Source organism: Bosea sp. PAMC 26642, from assembly GCF_001562255.1.
Taxonomy (GTDB): Bacteria; Pseudomonadota; Alphaproteobacteria; order Rhizobiales; family Beijerinckiaceae; genus Allobosea.
Genome location: NZ_CP014301.1, coordinates 637702 through 654373, shown reverse-complemented (window position 1 = coordinate 654373; position 16672 = coordinate 637702). Strand labels below are relative to the sequence as shown.

The following is a 16672-nucleotide window of genomic DNA, read 5'->3' as shown; positions in this document are numbered from 1 at the left end:
ATTTTTATTGACGCAGGCAGGTCGGCGCTCTACCGCTCCGGGTCAAGAAAATCGACCCGAATGGAGCGACCCATGATCGATACGACCCGCCTGCCGGCGCTCGCCCTGATATCCGTTTTGCTCTCGACGCCTGTGCTGGCGCAGAGCGTCAATCTCTACACCACGCGCGAGCCCGGCCTGCTCAACCCCGTTCTGGAAGCCTTCACCAAGGATACCGGCGTCAAGGTCAATGCCGTGTTTCTGAAGGACGGCTTGCAGGAACGCATCAAGGCCGAAGGCGCCAACAGCCCGGCCGACGTGATGCTGGTCGTCGATGTCGGCGAAATCAACGCAGCGGTCGATGCCGGAATCACCCAGCCGATCAAATCGGCGATCGTCGACAAGGTCGTGCCGACCCAGTTGCGCGGGGCCGACGACAACTGGGTGACCCTGACCAAGCGCGCCCGCATCGTCGTCGTCTCGAAGGAGCGCGTGAGCCAGGACGCGATCACCTATGAGGACCTCGCCGACCCGAAGTGGAAGGGCAAGTTCTGCATCCGCGCCGGCCAGCACCCCTACAACAACGCGTTCTTTGCGGCCTATCTCGCCCGCAACGGCGCCGAGAAGACCGAGAGCTATCTGAAGGCGCTGAAGGCAAACACTGCCCGCAAGCCCGGCGGCGGCGACCGCGATGTGGCGCGCGACATCCTCTCGGGCCAGTGCGACATCGCGCTGATCAACACCTATTATATCGGCCTGATGAGCGTGGCGAAGAACGAGCAGAAGGGCTGGTATGACGCGATCAAGCCGCTGAAGACCACCTTTGCCGGCGGCGGCACCCATGTGAACGTCTCCGCCGCCGCCATAGCCAAGAACGCGCCGAACAAGGACAACGCCGTCAAGCTGGTCGAGTACATGCTCAGCGAGAAGGCGCAGGCTCTCTATGCCGACGGCAATTTCGAGTTTCCGGTCAACCAGGACGTCAAGGACAGCGCCGCCGTGAAACTGCTCGGCGCGGTCACGCCCGACACCACCCCGCTCGGCGATGTCGCCAAAAACCGCAAGGCCGCGGCCGACCTCGTCGACAAGGTCGGCTTCGACAATTGAGCCTGAGCCTCTCCGGCACCAATTTGCGACGGTCGTCACCCTGGTGGCGGCCGTCGAGTCGTTTCGTCTTGTCGGCGCTGGCGGGAGCGGGCCTGGTCGCCCTGCCCGTGCTGGCGCTGGGCTGGACGGCGCTGTCGCCGCGGGCGGCGTCGATCTGGCCGCATCTGGCCGCCAACGTCATTCCCGCCGCGCTCGCCGACACAGCGATGCTGCTTCTGGGCGTCGGGCTGCTCTGCGCGGCCGTCGGCGTCGGCACGGCCTGGCTCGTGACGCAGTATGATTTCCCCGGGCGGCGCACCTTCGAATGGCTGTTGGTGCTGCCGCTGGCGATCCCGACCTACATCACGGCTTACATCTACGTCGATCTGCTCGGCTTTCAGGGGCCGTTCCAGAGTACGCTTCGGGCTCTGACCGGCTGGCGTTCCCTGCGCGAGTACTGGTTCCCCGATCCGCGCAATCTCGGCGGAGCGATCTTCGTGATGGGGATCGTGCTCTATCCTTACGTCTATCTGAGCGTCAGGGCGTTGTTCGGGCTGCAGAGCGCGGCGATCGTCGAATCCGCCCGGACGCTGGGGGCAGCGCGCGGGCGGCTGTTCTGGAGGGTCGGCCTGCCGATGGCGCGACCGGCGCTTGCCGCGGGACTGACGCTGGCGCTGCTGGAGACGCTGAACGACATCGGCGCGACCGAATATCTCGGCGTGCGCTCGCTGACGCTGTCGATCTACACGACCTGGATCAACCGTGGCTCGCTGGCGGGCGCGGCCCAGATCGCCTGCGTCATGCTGGCTCTGGTCGTACTGCTGATCCTGGCAGAGGCGCGGCTGCGCGGTCAGCGACGGTTTTCGCTCTCGGTGCGCCAGCCCCGTGCCGTCGGACGCGTGCAACTGGCGCGGCGCGGCGGCATTCTGGCCGCCACGGCCTGCGCGCTGCCGATTCTGCTGGGCGCGGTGCTGCCGGCCGGATTTCTGATCGTCGAGGTGATCGAGCGCGATCTGCTGGCGAAGACCGATGCGGCGTTGCTGCGCAATCTCGCTACGGCCCTGACCTTATCGGGCCTGGCAGCCGCGATCGTGGTTGGACTCGGGCTCGGCATCGTCGCAGCGCGGCGCGGCGGGCGCGAGCCATGGCTGCCGGCAGCGGCGCGGATCGCGACCCTCGGCTATGCCGTGCCGGGCACGGTGCTGGCGCTCGGCCTGCTGGTACCGCTGGCGGCGATCGACAACGCCGTCGCCAACGCCTCGGTGGCCTGGCTCGGCGTCAATCCCGGCCTGCTGATCCTCGGCAGCGGGGCGGCGCTGGTCATCGCCTATGTCGTGCGTTTCCTGTCGATCGCGATCTCGGGAATCGAGAGCGGCCTGTCGCGAATCTCGCCGCGAATCGACGACGCCGCGCGCGTGCTGGGCTCGAGCGCGCCGGAGTTGCTCCGCCAGATCCATTGGCCGCTGGCCCGGCCCGCGATCGCGGCAGCCGCCCTGCTCGTCTTCGTCGATTGTCTGAAGGAATTGCCGGCGACGCTGCTTTTGCGCCCCCTTAACCTCGATACGCTCGCCACGACCGTCTATGGCCATGCTTCACGCGGTGTTTTCGAGGATGGAGCGCTCGCGGCGCTACTGATCGTGCTGGCCGGGCTCTATCCCGCGATCATGCTGGCGCGCGCCAGCGGAAGGCCGGGGTGAGCGTCGGGCGCCGCTGGAATCCCGACAACTCGACAAGTCTCCGACATCGTCATAAACCGGTCATGGCCTGACACAGGGCCTGGACGCCGCCACACGAGGCCCATGACACGACGCGTCTCCATCCTGGTCTACTGCCTCGTCATCGCCCTGCTGCTTCTCGGACTGCAATCCTGGAGTGTCGCGGTCGGGCTCGTCGAGCGTTATGTGATCGCCGGAATCGAGGACCGCATCGGCCTCGATGTCACGCGGCTGGAAAAGGCCGAGATCGCCTTCCTGCCGCTGCCGCGGATCAGCCTGTCGAATGTCGGCTTCAGCCAGCGCGACGGATTGCTGAACGGCAGCGCCGTGCGGCTACGGGCTCGGGCGAGGCTCCTGCCGCTGCTGGCGGGCCGCCTGACCTTCGATCGCATCGAGCTGATCGGGCCTCAAATCGATGTCGCGGTGAAGGACGGCGAGGACGACCTCGCCAGCTGGCTCGCGCCGCCTCTCACCTATCTTGAGGGCCTGAAGAACCAGGGCAAGATCGTCATCACCTCGGGCTCCATCTTCATGCGGGCGCAGGGGGCGATCCGCACGATTTTGCGCGATGTGAACCTCGTCGTCGAGGACCGGCAGGAGGCCGAGCCGATCTCGCTCTCCGGTTCGCTGAACTGGCGCGGCGCCGCCACCACGATCGGCCTGCTCTGGCCCGTTGTCGGCGAGAACGCCCGGCTCGCCTTGATGGCGACCTCGGAGTTCATGGCGCTCAAGTTCGATGGGGTCCGCTCCGGCGCCCATGATCCGGTGATCAACGGGCAGCTTTCGCTGTCAGGACGCTCGCTGCCGGCATTGCTCGGCTGGTTCGGCGAACGGCCGCGACTGGCGGGCGCCATCGAGGCGTTCAGCCTGTCCGCAGCCGCACAGATCAAGCCGCGCGACATCTCGCTCGCCAATGTCTCGCTCGGGCTCGACGGAGAGCGGCTGGACGGCGTCTTGAAGCTTTCCGAGATCGGCGGCCGTCTGTCACTGTCGGGGACGCTGGCGGGGGCTGCGCTCGATCTCGGCAAGCTCTACGCCCGGCTCGACCTGCCCTCCCCCGGCACCCCTGGAACCGGCGTGACGCCGCTCGATTTCGAGCCGATGACCGGCCAGGACATCGATCTTCGGATTTCCGTCGATGCGGCGCGGATAGGCCAAGCCCGGATCAGCGACGTCGCGACCTATCTCATGGTCAAGAAGGGCCGCTTCGAGATCGGTCTCCTGCATGCCGGCGCCTATGGCGGCAGCGTCAAGGGTCGCCTGCTCGCTGTCGCCGCTCCCGGCGGCGTCGATGCCCGGCTGCAGGCCGGCATCGACAAGCTCAATCTTGGTCAGGCTGCCGCCGATCTGCCCGAGCTTGCGCGGCTGAGCGGCATCGGCGGGCTGCAGCTGACGCTCGACGGTGTCGGCCGGACACTGGAAGAGGTGGTCGGATCATTCAACGGAAAGGCCAGCCTGAACCTGCGGCAGGGCGAACTCGCGGGTTTCGGCTTCATCGATCTGCTGCGCCGGGCCGAGCGCAATCCGCTCGTGGCGCTGCGCGACTGGCGCCAGGGCAAGACCCCATTCGAGAGTGCGACAGCGAGCGCCACCATCGCGAACGGCATTGCCACCGTGACCGAGGCGCAGATGACCGGCTCGGCCTATCGCGTCGCGCTCGGCGGGCAGGTTTCGCTCGCCGAGCGCTGGCTCGACATGGCCGCGGTGCTCTCGCCCCTGAACGGCTCGCTCAAGCTGCCCTTCACGTTGAGAGGTCCGTTCGACAATCCGACGATCGAGCCCGACGCCGACGCGATTCCGCGCCCTACGGGTGCGATCCTGCCGATGCTGCTGCGGTAAAGCGCAGCGAATTCGTCGAGCATCGGAGCCTATTTCCTAACCGCTTGGGTTTTGATAGGCTGGTCGAATGCCGGTCTTTATGCGTTTCGATGGACTGCGGGTCATCGTCTACCCCAACGATCATCGTCCTGCGCATGTCCATATCAAGGGAGGCGGCGGCGAAGCGGTGTTCATCCTGCATTGTCCCGAAGGACCACCGGAACTCAGGGAGACCTTCGGGTTCGGCCGGTCGGAATTGGGTCGGATCAAGGACGCTCTCGCCGAGGCACTGGCATCCCTTTGCGCCGAATGGAGAACGATCCATGGCAATTACTGAACAAGAATTCGAGCAGGCGGAAACGCGGATGAAGGCTCTGCGCGAGGCGGGTCATGCCGTCTCGGTGCGCTATGACCGCCGTGCAGCGCGGATCGTGCTGGATCTGAACACAGGCGTTCGGCTCGCATTCCCGACACGGCTTGCCGAAGGTCTGGCCAGCGCCGCACCCGACGACCTGGCCGAAATCGAGATCAGTCCGACCGGGCTCGGCCTGCACTGGCCCCGGCTTGATGCCGATCTCTACATTCCTGCGCTGCTGCAAGGTGTCTTCGGCTCGAAGCAGTGGATGGCGGCCCAACTCGGAGCGGCCGGCGGCAAGGCCCGCTCAGACGCCAAGTCAGCCGCCTCGCGGGAGAACGGCCGCAAGGGCGGCAGGCCGCGCAAGAGCGCGGCCTGAGCAAAAGGCGATCGTCGTAACTGCCGCTCACTCCGGCTGCGCGGGTTCGCCCTGTTCCGGCTCTCCGGTCTCGCCAGCCTCCTCGCCATCGTCGCCGATGCGCTCGACCGAGACGACCTTCTCGCCTTCGGCGGTGTCGAAGATCGTCACACCTTGCGTCGAGCGGCCGGCGATGCGGATCGGCTTGTCGCCTTCCACGGGCAGGCGGATGGTCTGGCCACCATCGGAGATCAGCATGATCTCGTCGCGCTCCTCGACCGGGAACGAGGCGATCAGCTTGCCGTTGCGGTCGTTGACGACCATGGCGACGATGCCCTTGCCGCCGCGGCCGGTGACCCGGTACTCGAAGGACGAGGTGCGCTTGCCGTAACCATTCTCCGACACCGTCAGGATGAACTGCTCCGCCAGCTGCATCTCGAGCCGCTTGGCACCGAGCTCGACCTCGCCGGCGCTCTCTTCCGGCTCGCTCGCCACTTGTGCGGTCTCCGTCTCCTCGGCCTCGCCGCTCAGCGCCCGGCGCGCGGCTGCGGCATCCTTCAGATAGGTCGTGCGCTCCTCGGGCGTCGCATCGAGATGCTTGAGGATCGCCAGCGAAATCACGCTGTCGCCCTCGGCCAGGTTGATGCCGCGCACGCCGGTCGAATCGCGGCCCTTGAAGACGCGCACCTGCGGCACCTCGAAGCGGATGCACTGGCCCGCCGCCGTCGTCAGCAGCACGTCGTCATGCTCGGAGCAGATCTGCACGTCGACGATGGTGTCGCCCTCGTCGAGCTTCATCGCGATCTTGCCGGCGCGGTTGACGTTGACGAAGTCCGACAGCTTGTTGCGGCGGACATTGCCGGTCTTGGTGGCGAACATTACGTCGAGCGTGTCCCAGCTCTCCTCGTCCTCCGGCAGCGGCATCACCGTGGTGATGCCCTCCTTGGGATCGAGCGGGAGCATGTTGACCAGCGCCTTGCCGCGCGCATTCGGCGCCGCCAGCGGCAGCCGCCAGACCTTCTCCTTGTAGGCCTGGCCCAGCGAGGAGAAGAAGATGATCGGCGTATGGGTGTTGGCGACGAAGAGGCGCGTGACGAAATCCTCTTCGCGCGTCGTCATGCCGGAACGGCCCTTGCCGCCGCGCTTCTGGGCGCGATAGGTCGAGAGCGGCACGCGCTTGATGTAGCCGGCATGCGACACAGTCACGACCATGTCCTCGCGGGCGATCAGGTCCTCGTCGTCGAGGTCGGAACCCCAATCCTGGATTACGGTGCGGCGCGGCGTGGCGAAGGCGGCCTTCACCTGCGCAAGTTCGGTCTTGATGATGTCCTGGATGCGCACGCGGGAGCGCAGGATGTCGAGATAATCGGCGATCTCGGCGGCGAGCTTCGACAGCTCCTCGCCGATTTCCTCACGGCCGAGTGCGGTCAGGCGGGCAAGGCGCAGTTCGAGGATCGCCCTCGCCTGCGCGTCCGACAGCTTGTAGGTGCCGTCGGCATTGATCGGGTGGCGCGGATCGTCGACCAGCGCGATCAGCGGCGCGATGTCCTCGGCCGGCCAGTTGCGCTCCATCAGCGAGGCATGGGCCGAGGCCGGGTTCGGCGCCGTGCGGATCAGGCGGATGACCTCGTCGATATTGGCGACCGCCGTGGCGAGGCCGCACAGCACATGGGCGCGCTCGCGGGCCTTGTTGAGCAGGAAGCGGGTGCGCCTGGAGACGACCTCCTCGCGGAACTCGACGAAGGCCGAGATGAAGTCCTTGAGATTGAGGACTTCAGGACGCCCGCCGGTCAGCGCGACCATGTTGGCGCCGAAGGAGGTCTGCAGCTGGGTGAAGCGGTAGAGCTGGTTCAGCACGACGTCGGAGAGCGCATCGCGCTTGATCTCGATGACGACGCGCACGCCCTCGCGGCTCGACTCGTCGCGCAGGTCGGAAATGCCCTCGATGCGCTTCTCACGCACCATCTCGGCGATCTTCTCGACCATCGAGGCCTTGTTCACCTGATAGGGAACTTCTGTGACGATGATCGCCTCGCGCTCCTTGCGAAGCTCCTCGATATGCGTCTTCGAGCGCATCACGATCGAGCCGCGGCCGGTGTGATAGGCGGAATGGATGCCGCTGCGGCCCATGATCGAGGCGCCGGTCGGGAAGTCCGGACCCGGCACGATCTCGATCAGTTCGTCGATCGAGATCTCGGGGTTGTCGATCAGCGCGATGCAGGCGTCGATGACCTCGCCGAGATTATGCGGCGGGATGTTGGTCGCCATGCCGACCGCGATGCCGCCAGCGCCGTTGACCAGCAGATTGGGAAAGCGCGCCGGCAGGACGGTCGGCTCGCTTTCCTTGCCGTCATAGTTCGGTTGGAAGGCAACGGTGTCGAGGTCGAGATCCTCCAGCAGCGCCATCGCCGACTTTTCGAGGCGGGCCTCGGTGTAGCGATCGGCCGCCGGGCTATCGCCGTCCATCGAGCCGAAATTGCCCTGGCCGTCGATCAGCGGCAGGCGCAGCGAGAAATCCTGCGCCATGCGCACGAGCGCGTCGTAGACCGCGAGATTGCCGTGGGGGTGGTAGCGACCCATCGTGTCGCCGACGATACGGGCGCATTTCGTGTAGGGCCGGTCGGGCGTGTTCTTGTTCTCGTGCATCGAGAACAGGATGCGCCGGTGCACGGGCTTGAGGCCGTCGCGGACGTCGGGCAGAGCGCGGCTCACGATCACGCTCATGGCGTAATCGAGATAGCTCCTCTTCATCTCGTCGGTGATCGCGATAGGCTTGATGTCGCCGCCGAAATGCGGCTCGTCCGGGCGCTTGGTGTCGTCGTCTTCGCTCAAGGGATTAAGTCCCGATTCCTGTGATTTTTCAGGCTTCTGGCTACCCGATTCCGGCGCTTTAGGCCAGCGAAACGGCTGTTTCTCCGGCGAAATAAAAGCGAAGCGAATTCAGCGGCTTATCGGGATATTTCAGGATCCTGTTCCGTGCAGGTCCATCAGCGGCCACGCGACTGCCGCAATCACCAACGGCGTCATTCCGCACAAGCCGCGCAGCGGCGCCGATCCGGAATCCATGCCTGAGCAGAACGTCATCGGGTTCCGGCATGGTTTCCGGGTCTCCGCTGCGCTGCGCCCGGAATGACGATGCCATTCGCGATTCGAAAACGCCTCGCGCGAGGTGACGGCCCGGCGCCGCCATGCGAATGCTGTCGCCATGCTCCTCGACTTCCTCACCTCCGCCCTCGTCACGCTGATGGTCACGCTCGATCCGCCGGGGCTGGCGCCGATCTTCCTGTCGCTGACGCGCGGCATGACCGCGGGCGAGCGCCGGCAGGTCGCGATCCGGGCCTGCATCATCGCCTTCGGGATCATGGCCTTCTTCGGCGTGGCGGGCGACGTGGTGCTGAAGGCGCTCGGCGTCTCGCTGCCGGCCTTCCGCATCGCCGGCGGGCTTCTGCTGTTCTGGATCGCCTTTGAGATGGTGTTCGAGCGCCGCAACGAGCGCAAGGCGCAGACGGCCGAGACCGCGATCACCCAGGACCACATCCGCAACGTCGCCGCCTTTCCGCTGGCGATCCCGCTGATGGCGGGGCCCGGCGCGCTGACGGCGATGATGCTGCTCGCCGGCCGCGCCGGTGGCGATCCCGCGATGCTGGCTGGGCTCGCCGTGATCTGCGGGCTCGTGGTGCTGTCCTGCCTGGCGGTCTTCTGCGCGGCGACGCCGATCGCAAGGCTGCTCGGCGTGACCGGCAATGTCGTGCTGACACGGCTGCTCGGCGTGATCCTGGCGGCGCTGGCGGTCCAGTTCGTGATCGACGGGGTGAAGGCGGTCGTCGGGGGCGGGTGAGCGACCCGTCCACCGCCGAACCTCACTTCTCCAGAAACGCCCGGATCGCGCCTTCCGCCTGCTTCATCGAGATGACGCCGTCGAGATGGCCGCGCGTGCCCTGCAGAAAGGCCTGCGTGACGTCGACGCCGCCCTTCCTGAGCGTCTCGGCAGTGCGGTCGATCGCGTCGGCGGTGAAGACGAGATCCTTGGGCTGGGTGATCAGCAGCACCGGCGCCTTGATCTTGGTGGCGGCATCGGCCAGCGAGACGCCGCCGGCGGCGTAAAGCTGGTTGGCCTTGACCAGATAGAGGAAGTGATTGGCGTCAGAGACTTTTGCGCGGGCCTCGCCGGCCGTGTCGAGAATGCTCTGGACCTGGAAACGGTTGGCGAGCGCCTTGGCGGGCTCCTCGCCTTCCTTCGCCGCACGGCGGCCGAAGGTGGCGTTGGCCCATTCCTGATGGTTGGCCTGCAGCGTGACCACGGCCAGCGCCTTGGCGAGCCCGGCATTGGGCGGCGCCTTGCCGTAATAATCGCCCTTGTTCCAGTTGGGATCGACCAGGATCGGCGCTGCCCAGACGTCGAGCCAGGCGATCAGCTGCGCGTCGGCCTCGGCCGCGCCGATCACCGGCATGGCCTTGGCCACCATTTCGGGGTGGCTCGCGGCCCATTCATAGGTCTGCAGCGCGCCCATGGACGGACCGGCGACGAGCGCCAGCTTCCTGATGCCGAGGCTTTCGACCAGCGCCTTCTGGACGTTGACGAAATCGCCGACCGTCACGACCGGGAAATCGAGCGCATAAGGTTTGCCGGTGTCGGGATCGAGCGAGGCGGGGCCGGTCGTCGTGGTCTTGGGGTCGCCGGTGTTGAGGTTGACCAGCGTGTCCGAGGACAGGACGAAGTACCTGTTGGTATCGATCGCCTTGCCGGGGCCGACGATGGCGTCCCAATAGCCGGGCGCTGCGTCCGCGGCCGCATATTTTCCGGCCGCGTGCGAATTTCCGGAGAAGAAATGGCAGATCAGGATCGCGTTCGATTTGTCGGCGTTGAGCGTGCCGTAGCTCTCCCAGCCGACCTTGACGTTCTTGAGAGTCCGGCCGCCCTGCGTGGTGTAGCTCGGCAGCTCGAAGACTTTCTTCTCGACCATGAGGTCCTGTGCTGCCGCGGTTTCCGTCATCGTCAGGCCTGCCATCACCATGCAGGCGGCACCCACGGCCGCCGCGATCAAAGTCTTCATGCCCTGCATCCTTCCCAAGACGGCCGTCATGCGGCCTTGGGCAGATCAGAGCGGATTTTTGTGACGAACGGAAGCGTTCAACTCAAGAGAGTCCGGCGCGAGGAACCCCTCTCCTGCAAGGAGAGGGGCAGTGGTGAGGTGACGGCCGGATATCCAGCAAGGCGAGAACGCGACCGCGCTGTCGGGCACGTCATAGCAGCAGTGGGCGATGGCCTTCCCCTCACCCTGCCCTCTCCCTCCGGGAGAGGGTTCCCTGCTGGGGTTCCTCGATCAATCTCAGACCGTCTCAAGCAGCCCCTGAATTAGCGCCCGGCGCGGGGCGATCGAGGAGATCAGGCCGTATTCCTGAAGCGTATGGGCGCCATCGCCGTCGATGCCGAGGCCGTCGAGCGTCGGCACGCCGAGCGCGGCGGTGAAGTTGCCGTCGGAGCCGCCGCCGGTCATGGCGCAGTCCTGCAAGTCGAAACCGATCCCGGCGGCGACGCCGCGGGCGGTCTCGAACAGCGCGGCGACGACAGTGCTCTTCTCATAGGGCGGTCGATTCATGCCGCCCGAGATCTTGATCGTGACATCGGGATCGCGCGCCGTCAGGCTCAGGATGCGGCTCTCCATCATCACCCCGTCGGCCAGGCTCGTGACGCGCAGATCGACGCTGAACCAGGCGTGCTGGGGGATGACGTTGGCCGCCGTGCCGCCGCCGACCAAAGCGACGGAGGTGGTGATGCCGGCGGCGTAATCCGTCATCGCCTCGATCGCCAGGATCTGGTGGGCCGCCTCGCGGATGGCGCTGCGGCCATCGGCGTGGCGCGAGCCGGAATGGGCCGGCCGGCCCTCGATCCTGACGTCGAAACGGCCGACGCCCTTGCGGGCCGTGACGATCTTGCCGCCCTCGCGCGCCGGCTCGGTAACCAGCACGGCCGCCGAGGAGCGGCCGATCTGCTCGATGAGGCCGCGCGTCGTCGGCGAGCCGATCTCCTCGTCGGGCGTGAACAGGAAGGTGATCGGCCGCCTCGCCTGGCCCGCCAGCGCCACGTCCTTGAAGGCCTGCAGCGCGAGCCAGGCGCCGCCCTTCATGTCGTAGACGCCGGGGCCGTAGAGCCTGTCGCCCTCGACGCGCACCGCCAGGTCGCGGGCGCTGGTGCCGACCGGGTGGACCGTATCGAGATGCGACATCACCGCGATGCCCGGCTCGCCAGTGTCGAGCCCCGCCCGCAGCACGAGACTGTCGCCGAGGCCGTCGCGGCCGGGAATGCGCTCGACCGCGATCGGCAGGCCTTCAACCTCCGCAGCGACGAGGTCCATCATGCCGTTGACGCCGGGCAGATGATGGGTCGGGCTCTCCAGAGCGAGCCAGACGGACAAGGCGGAGAGGGTTTGATCGATGCTGCTCATGATGGCGCAAGCTTCGCGAGGAAGCGTGGCCGGAGCAAGGACGACGCGGGTGCGGCTGCGATGCCCGTACTGCATGGCGCCGACGGCCGCCGGACCCGGCACGCTTGACAGGCGATCCAATCCCGCAATAGTTAACTTATTAGTTAACTATTGCCCGGTTTATGATCTCGATCCCAACCCGGCTTTCAGCGCGAGGAGGCATGCGATGCGAGTGCAGAAGATCACGCTGTTCCTGTGGTTCGACGATCAGGCCGAGGAGGCGATCGCCTTCTACCTGTCGGTGTTCAGGAATGCCAAGGCAGGTGCCGTCCTGCGCTGCGGCGATGCCGGACCGGGCCCAAAGGGCAGCGTCCTGACCGCTTCGTTCGAGCTCGAAGGCCTGCAGTTCACCGCGCTGAACGGCGGGCCGCATCACACATTCACCGAAGCGATCTCGCTTGTCGTGCACTGCGACTCGCAGGACGAGGTCGATTATTTCTGGGACAGACTCGGCGAAGGCGGCCGCTACGACCAGTGCTCCTGGCTCAAGGACAAGTTCGGCCTGTCCTGGCAGATCGTTCCCGACCGGCTGCTGACGCTTCTCTCCGATTCCGATCCCGACAAGGCTGGCCGGGTCATGCAGGCGATGATGCAGATGACCAAGATCGACATCGCCACGCTCGAGCAGGCGGCGGCCGGGTGAACGACCGCTCTCACGCGTCGCCGCAGCCCGGCCGCCGTTCCGAAGCTTTTGCGCGAACTCAGGCCCGCCTGACGTTCCAGAAGGTCGGGAAACTCGGAAGGACGCCCTCCAGCGTGCGCAGGAAGGCGGTCGGCTGGAAATACTGACCGAGCGGGGCGTAGGGCACGTCCTCGAAGACCTGCCGCTGGATGTCGGCGGCGACCTTCTGTTGAGCGGCAAGATCGGGCGCCTCCATCCAGGCGTCGCGCAGGGCTTCGATCCTGGGCGCCACCGGCCAGCCCGGCCATGCCGCAGCGCCGTTGCCCCGCAGCGAGAGATGGCCGATGGGGTCGAACATGTCGAGGCCGTTCCAGCCGGTGAAGAAGCAGTTCCAGCCGCCCTGCTCCGGCGGCTCCTTCTTGGCGCGGCGCGCGACGACCGTACCCCAATCCATGGTCTGATAATCGACATTCATGCCGATGCGCTTGAGCATCTCGCCGGCGACCTCGCATTCGGCCTTGAGATTGGCGAGGTCTGTCACACCGAGCAGGACGACCTTCTCGCCCTTGTAGCCGGCCGCGGCCAGCGCCTGCTTGACTTTGCCGATATCGCGCGGGCTGTTGAGGACCTCCATCCCCGCATCGCTCGCCATCGGGGTCCCCGGCGGGAACACGCCGACACCCGTCCGCCACAGCGACTGGTCCGGCCCGCCGACAGCGGCCATGAACTCGGCCTGATCGATCGCCAGCAGCACCGCGCGCCTGATCGCCGGGTTGTCGAAGGGCGGATGCAGATGGTTCATCCGCATGATCGCGACCGCGCCGGTGGTTTCCTTGACCACGACCTCGATCTTCGGATTCTTTGCCAGCAGCGGCAGGATGTCGGGCAGCGGCTGCTCGACCCAATCGACCTCGCCGTTCTGGAGCGCCGCCGCGGCGGTCGCGGGATCGGGCATCGTATGCCATTCGACGCGATCGAAATTCACGATCTTCGGACCTGCCGTCCGGCCGGGCCTGCCATCGGCGCGCGGCACATAGTCAGCGAACTTCTCGTAGACGACACGGCTGCCGGACAGCCGCTCCGAGGCGACGAAGCGGAACGGCCCGCTGCCCACGACCTCCGTCACCTGCGTGAAGGCATCGGTCACGGCCAGCCGCTCGGGCATGATCACCGGCATGAAGGCGGTCATCTTGGCGAGAGCGTCGGGCAGCAGCGGAAACGGCTTCTTCAGGCGGAAGCGCAGCGTCCTGTCGTCGACGGCGGCGAGTTCGTCCGTCACGGCCATCAGCGTTTGGCCGAAGGAATCGCGCTTGCCCCAGCGCTGAATGCTGGCGACACAATCCCTCGCCAGGACGGGCGAACCGTCGTGGAACTTCAGACCTTCGCGCAGCCTGATGGTCCAGACCTTGCCGTCGGCATCCGCCGTCGCACCTTCGGCCATCTGCGGCTGGGCCTTGTAGCTCTCATCCTGCCCAAACAGCGTATCGTAGACCATGAAGGCGTGGTTGCGCGTCACGGTCGCCGTCGTCCAGATCGGATCGATGACGGCGAGATCGGCCTGCGGCACGAATTTGAGCAGGCGATTGTCCGCTGCCTGTACGATCGAGGGCGCAGGAAGGCTCAGCGCCGCCGCACCGAGCTGAAGAAATCGACGCCGCGTGGTCATGATCGCCTCCCTGCATAAGCCCGTCGCCGGAGCTGCCGGCCGGGCGACGGATCGCAAGGTGCATGCCAAGTGTCGCCGACGATGCAGGCAGAACAACGAAAAGCCGTGTCTTACGGAGCGATCCCCCGTTCGACACGGCTTTGAATCACGCCGATAGCGCGCTTTCGCTCGACCGGCCTTGCGAGCCTAGAACGGGATGTCGTCGTCGAGATGGGTCGACGAGGAGCGACCGCCACCGCCGCCGCCTGCCATCGCCGGCTGGCGCGGGGCGCTACCGCCACCGCCCATCGGACCCGAGCGGCCGAAGGAGCCGCCGCCGGAGCGATCCTCCATCGCCCCGCCGCCTTCGCCATACTCGTCGGAACCGCCCTGCCCGCGGCTGTCGAGCAGCGTCAGCTCGCCGCGATAGCGCTGCAGCACGATCTCGGTGGTGTATTTCTCGACGCCGGACTGGTCCTGCCATTTGCGGGTCTGGAGCTGGCCCTCGATATAAACCTTCGAGCCCTTCTTCAGATATTGCTCGGCGACCTTGGCCAGGTTCTCATTGAAGATCACCACCTGATGCCATTCGGTCTTCTCCTTGCGCTCGCCCGACTGCTTGTCGCGCCAGTTCTCGGAGGTCGCGATGCGCAGCGAGACGACCGGCTCGCCGGAATTCAGCCGCCGGACTTCGGGATCCTTGCCCAGATTGCCGACGATGATGACCTTATTGACGCTACCAGCCATGAGAGGCTCCATTTCCTGCGCACATCTGAAGACCGGCTTGTCACCGGAGCCGGACCCTACCGATCCGTGCCGTCACTATCAACGATGTTCCCGTTTTGTTCAAGCATAGAATCAGCGGTTGTCCCCTGAAATCTGATTCGCCGCTGGGGCGAATGTGGATGTAGGAGCCGCTTGGCGCTCACCCCGCAACACCGCAACCCCGTCATCCTGGCCGGAGCGCAGCGGAGTGCCGGGATCCATCATAGAGCATGGCCTTGCCCTACGATGGATCCCGGATCTGCGCGGCTGCGCCGCTTGTCCGGGATGACGCAGTGCTTTGGCGATTAGCGCCAAAGTCGAGACAAGTTAATGCCCGGCCACTTTCGGCCCGTCCGATTGCAGCTTCGGCAGGAACCAGGCGAGCAGGCCGATGGCGGGCAGGAAGGAGCAGACGCGATAGACCGCGTCGATGCCGATGCGGTCGGCGAGTTCGCCCAGCATGGCGGCGGCGACACCGCCCAGCCCGAAGGACAGCCCGTAGAACAGGCCGCCGATGAGGCCGATACGGCCCGGCATCAGCTCCATCGCGTAGATCAGGATGGCGGCGAAGGCGCTCGACATGATCAGGTTGATGACGATCGTCAGCACGCCCGTCCAGAACAGGTCGGCGTAAGGCAGCATCAGCGTGAAGGGCAGTGCGCCGAGGATCGAAAACCAGATGATCTTGTTGCGGCCGATCCTGTCGCCGAGGATGCCGCCGCCGAGCGCGCCCGCCGCCGACGAGGCCAGGAACAGGAACAGCATGATCTGCGAGGTCTGCACCGAGACGCCGAACTTGCCGATCAGGTAAAAGGTGTAGAACGAGCTGAAGCTCTGCGAATAGGCGTTCTTCGAGAACAGCAGGATGACGAGGATGGCGACCGTCAGGGCGATGCCCGTGACCGGTCGCACCGCGCCGAGCGGGCCCGAGCCCGAAGTCTTGGCGACGGGCGCGGCGGCCTGCGCCCGCTGCAGGCTGGTGTAGCGCCCTATCGTCCAGACCATCAGCATCATGGCGACAAGGGCCGCCGCGGAAAACCAGGCCAGGCTGGACTGGCCGCGCGGCACGATGATGAAAGCGGCCAGCAGCGGTCCGAGCGCGCCGCCGGTCTGCCCGCCGACCTGGAAGATGCCCTGCGCCAGCCCGTGCTGGCCACCCGAGGCATGGCGCGCCATGCGAGTCGCCTCGGGGTGGAAGATCGACGAGCCGAGGCCGACGCAAGCCGCCGAAGCGAGCAGCAGCCCGTAGCTGCCGGCATAGGCCAGCCCGATCAGGCCCACCAGCGTGAAGCCCATGCCGACGACCATCGAATAGGGCATCGGGTTGCGGTCGGTGTAGTGGCCGACAGCCGGCTGGAACAGCGAGGCGGTGATCTGGAAGGTCAGGGTGATCAGGCCGATCTGGCCGAAATCCAGCCCATAGGCCGTCTTGATGATCGGATAGATCGCCGGGATCAGCGATTGCAGCATGTCGTTCAGGAGATGCGTCGTACCGAGCGCGACCAGAACGGGGATCGCCGCGCGCTGGGACAGGCCGACCGGGCTGTTGATGTTCATCGGGCGAACTTCATGTTGCGGCCGGGCCGGCTTCGGGCTCGGCCGGCTCGTCACGGCGAATGCGATGCGCCGGCTCGAAATGCACCCAAAAACGGCAGCATGCCAGCCGCGATGGCGCATGGGGGCATGTTTTTTCGCCGGGGCCGGGCGAAGCTCCTGACAGGAGCTGTCAGCACGGGCGCATCGGCGCGCGGGGCTGCATGCTAGACATGCCGGGCCGCGCAGGCGTGCCACTGGCATGGCCCGGCATTTGCCCTATCTGTAGCGCTCACCAAAAAACCGGACGC

14 protein-coding genes are annotated in these 16672 nt (G+C 66.2%); 8 read left to right on the top strand and 6 right to left on the bottom strand.

Features of this window, described 5'->3' with window-relative positions; all coding sequences use genetic code 11:
* The first annotated feature begins 72 nt into the window (after positions 1-72).
* The 5 genes from AXW83_RS03135 (at position 73) to AXW83_RS03115 (ending at position 5332) form a co-directional block, all read left to right on the top strand.
* Positions 73-1086: an extracellular solute-binding protein gene (locus tag AXW83_RS03135; RefSeq protein WP_066610526.1), complete on the top strand. Its 1014-nt coding sequence runs from the start codon at positions 73-75 to the stop codon at positions 1084-1086.
* A gap of 68 nt (positions 1087-1154) precedes the next feature.
* On the top strand, positions 1155-2762 hold the full coding sequence (locus AXW83_RS03130) for an ABC transporter permease (RefSeq protein ID WP_236841803.1): 1608 nt from the start codon (positions 1155-1157) through the stop codon (positions 2760-2762).
* A gap of 102 nt (positions 2763-2864) precedes the next feature.
* Positions 2865-4619, top strand: coding sequence for an AsmA family protein (locus AXW83_RS03125; protein ID WP_066610523.1), 1755 nt, complete (start codon positions 2865-2867; stop codon positions 4617-4619).
* 67 nt (positions 4620-4686) lie between these two features.
* Positions 4687-4935: a DUF4160 domain-containing protein gene (locus tag AXW83_RS03120; RefSeq protein WP_066610521.1), complete on the top strand. Its 249-nt coding sequence runs from the start codon at positions 4687-4689 to the stop codon at positions 4933-4935.
* Positions 4922-5332: a DUF2442 domain-containing protein gene (locus tag AXW83_RS03115; protein ID WP_066610519.1), complete on the top strand. Its 411-nt coding sequence runs from the start codon at positions 4922-4924 to the stop codon at positions 5330-5332. The genes AXW83_RS03120 and AXW83_RS03115 overlap by 14 nt, the downstream gene beginning before the upstream one ends.
* 27 nt (positions 5333-5359) lie before the next feature.
* Here the strand turns inward: AXW83_RS03115 and gyrA are convergent, their stop codons facing one another.
* Positions 5360-8062, bottom strand: a complete 2703-nt coding sequence (gene gyrA, locus AXW83_RS03110) for a DNA gyrase subunit A (RefSeq protein WP_156640471.1) — start codon at positions 8060-8062, stop codon at positions 5360-5362.
* 61 nt (positions 8063-8123) lie between these two features.
* On the opposite strand from gyrA, the gene AXW83_RS26920 reads away from it, so the two are divergent.
* Entirely contained in the window at positions 8124-8444 is a 321-nt protein-coding gene (locus AXW83_RS26920; RefSeq protein ID WP_156639748.1) for a hypothetical protein, read from the top strand.
* Between the two features lie 72 nt (positions 8445-8516).
* Positions 8517-9149 (top strand): MarC family protein, encoded by a 633-nt coding sequence (locus tag AXW83_RS03100; RefSeq protein ID WP_066619735.1) that lies wholly within the window; start codon positions 8517-8519, stop codon positions 9147-9149.
* Positions 9150-9171: 22 nt separating this feature from the next.
* Here AXW83_RS03100 and AXW83_RS03095 read toward each other — a convergent pair whose 3' ends face one another.
* Positions 9172-10365: an E22 family MetX-like putative esterase gene (locus tag AXW83_RS03095; protein WP_066610515.1), complete on the bottom strand. Its 1194-nt coding sequence runs from the start codon at positions 10363-10365 to the stop codon at positions 9172-9174.
* A gap of 276 nt (positions 10366-10641) precedes the next feature.
* Positions 10642-11757 (bottom strand): M20 family metallopeptidase, encoded by a 1116-nt coding sequence (locus AXW83_RS03090; RefSeq protein WP_066619732.1) that lies wholly within the window; start codon positions 11755-11757, stop codon positions 10642-10644.
* A gap of 211 nt (positions 11758-11968) precedes the next feature.
* Between AXW83_RS03090 and AXW83_RS03085 the strand changes: the two genes are divergently transcribed.
* Positions 11969-12439: a VOC family protein gene (locus AXW83_RS03085; RefSeq protein WP_066619730.1), complete on the top strand. Its 471-nt coding sequence runs from the start codon at positions 11969-11971 to the stop codon at positions 12437-12439.
* Between the two features lie 58 nt (positions 12440-12497).
* On the opposite strand, the gene AXW83_RS03080 is transcribed toward AXW83_RS03085, so the two are convergent.
* The 3 genes from AXW83_RS03080 to AXW83_RS03070 all read right to left on the bottom strand — a co-directional run bounded on the left by AXW83_RS03080 (position 12498) and on the right by AXW83_RS03070 (position 16385).
* Positions 12498-14084 carry an ABC transporter substrate-binding protein gene (locus AXW83_RS03080; protein WP_066610514.1) on the bottom strand — a complete coding sequence of 529 codons (1587 nt, stop codon included), beginning with the start codon at positions 14082-14084 and terminating at the stop codon, positions 12498-12500.
* 186 nt (positions 14085-14270) lie between these two features.
* Positions 14271-14810: a single-stranded DNA-binding protein gene (ssb, locus tag AXW83_RS03075; RefSeq protein ID WP_066610513.1), complete on the bottom strand. Its 540-nt coding sequence runs from the start codon at positions 14808-14810 to the stop codon at positions 14271-14273.
* A 345-nt stretch (positions 14811-15155) separates the two neighbouring features.
* Positions 15156-16385, bottom strand: a complete 1230-nt coding sequence (locus AXW83_RS03070; RefSeq protein ID WP_066619723.1) for an MFS transporter — start codon at positions 16383-16385, stop codon at positions 15156-15158.
* Positions 16386-16672 lie beyond the last annotated feature (287 nt).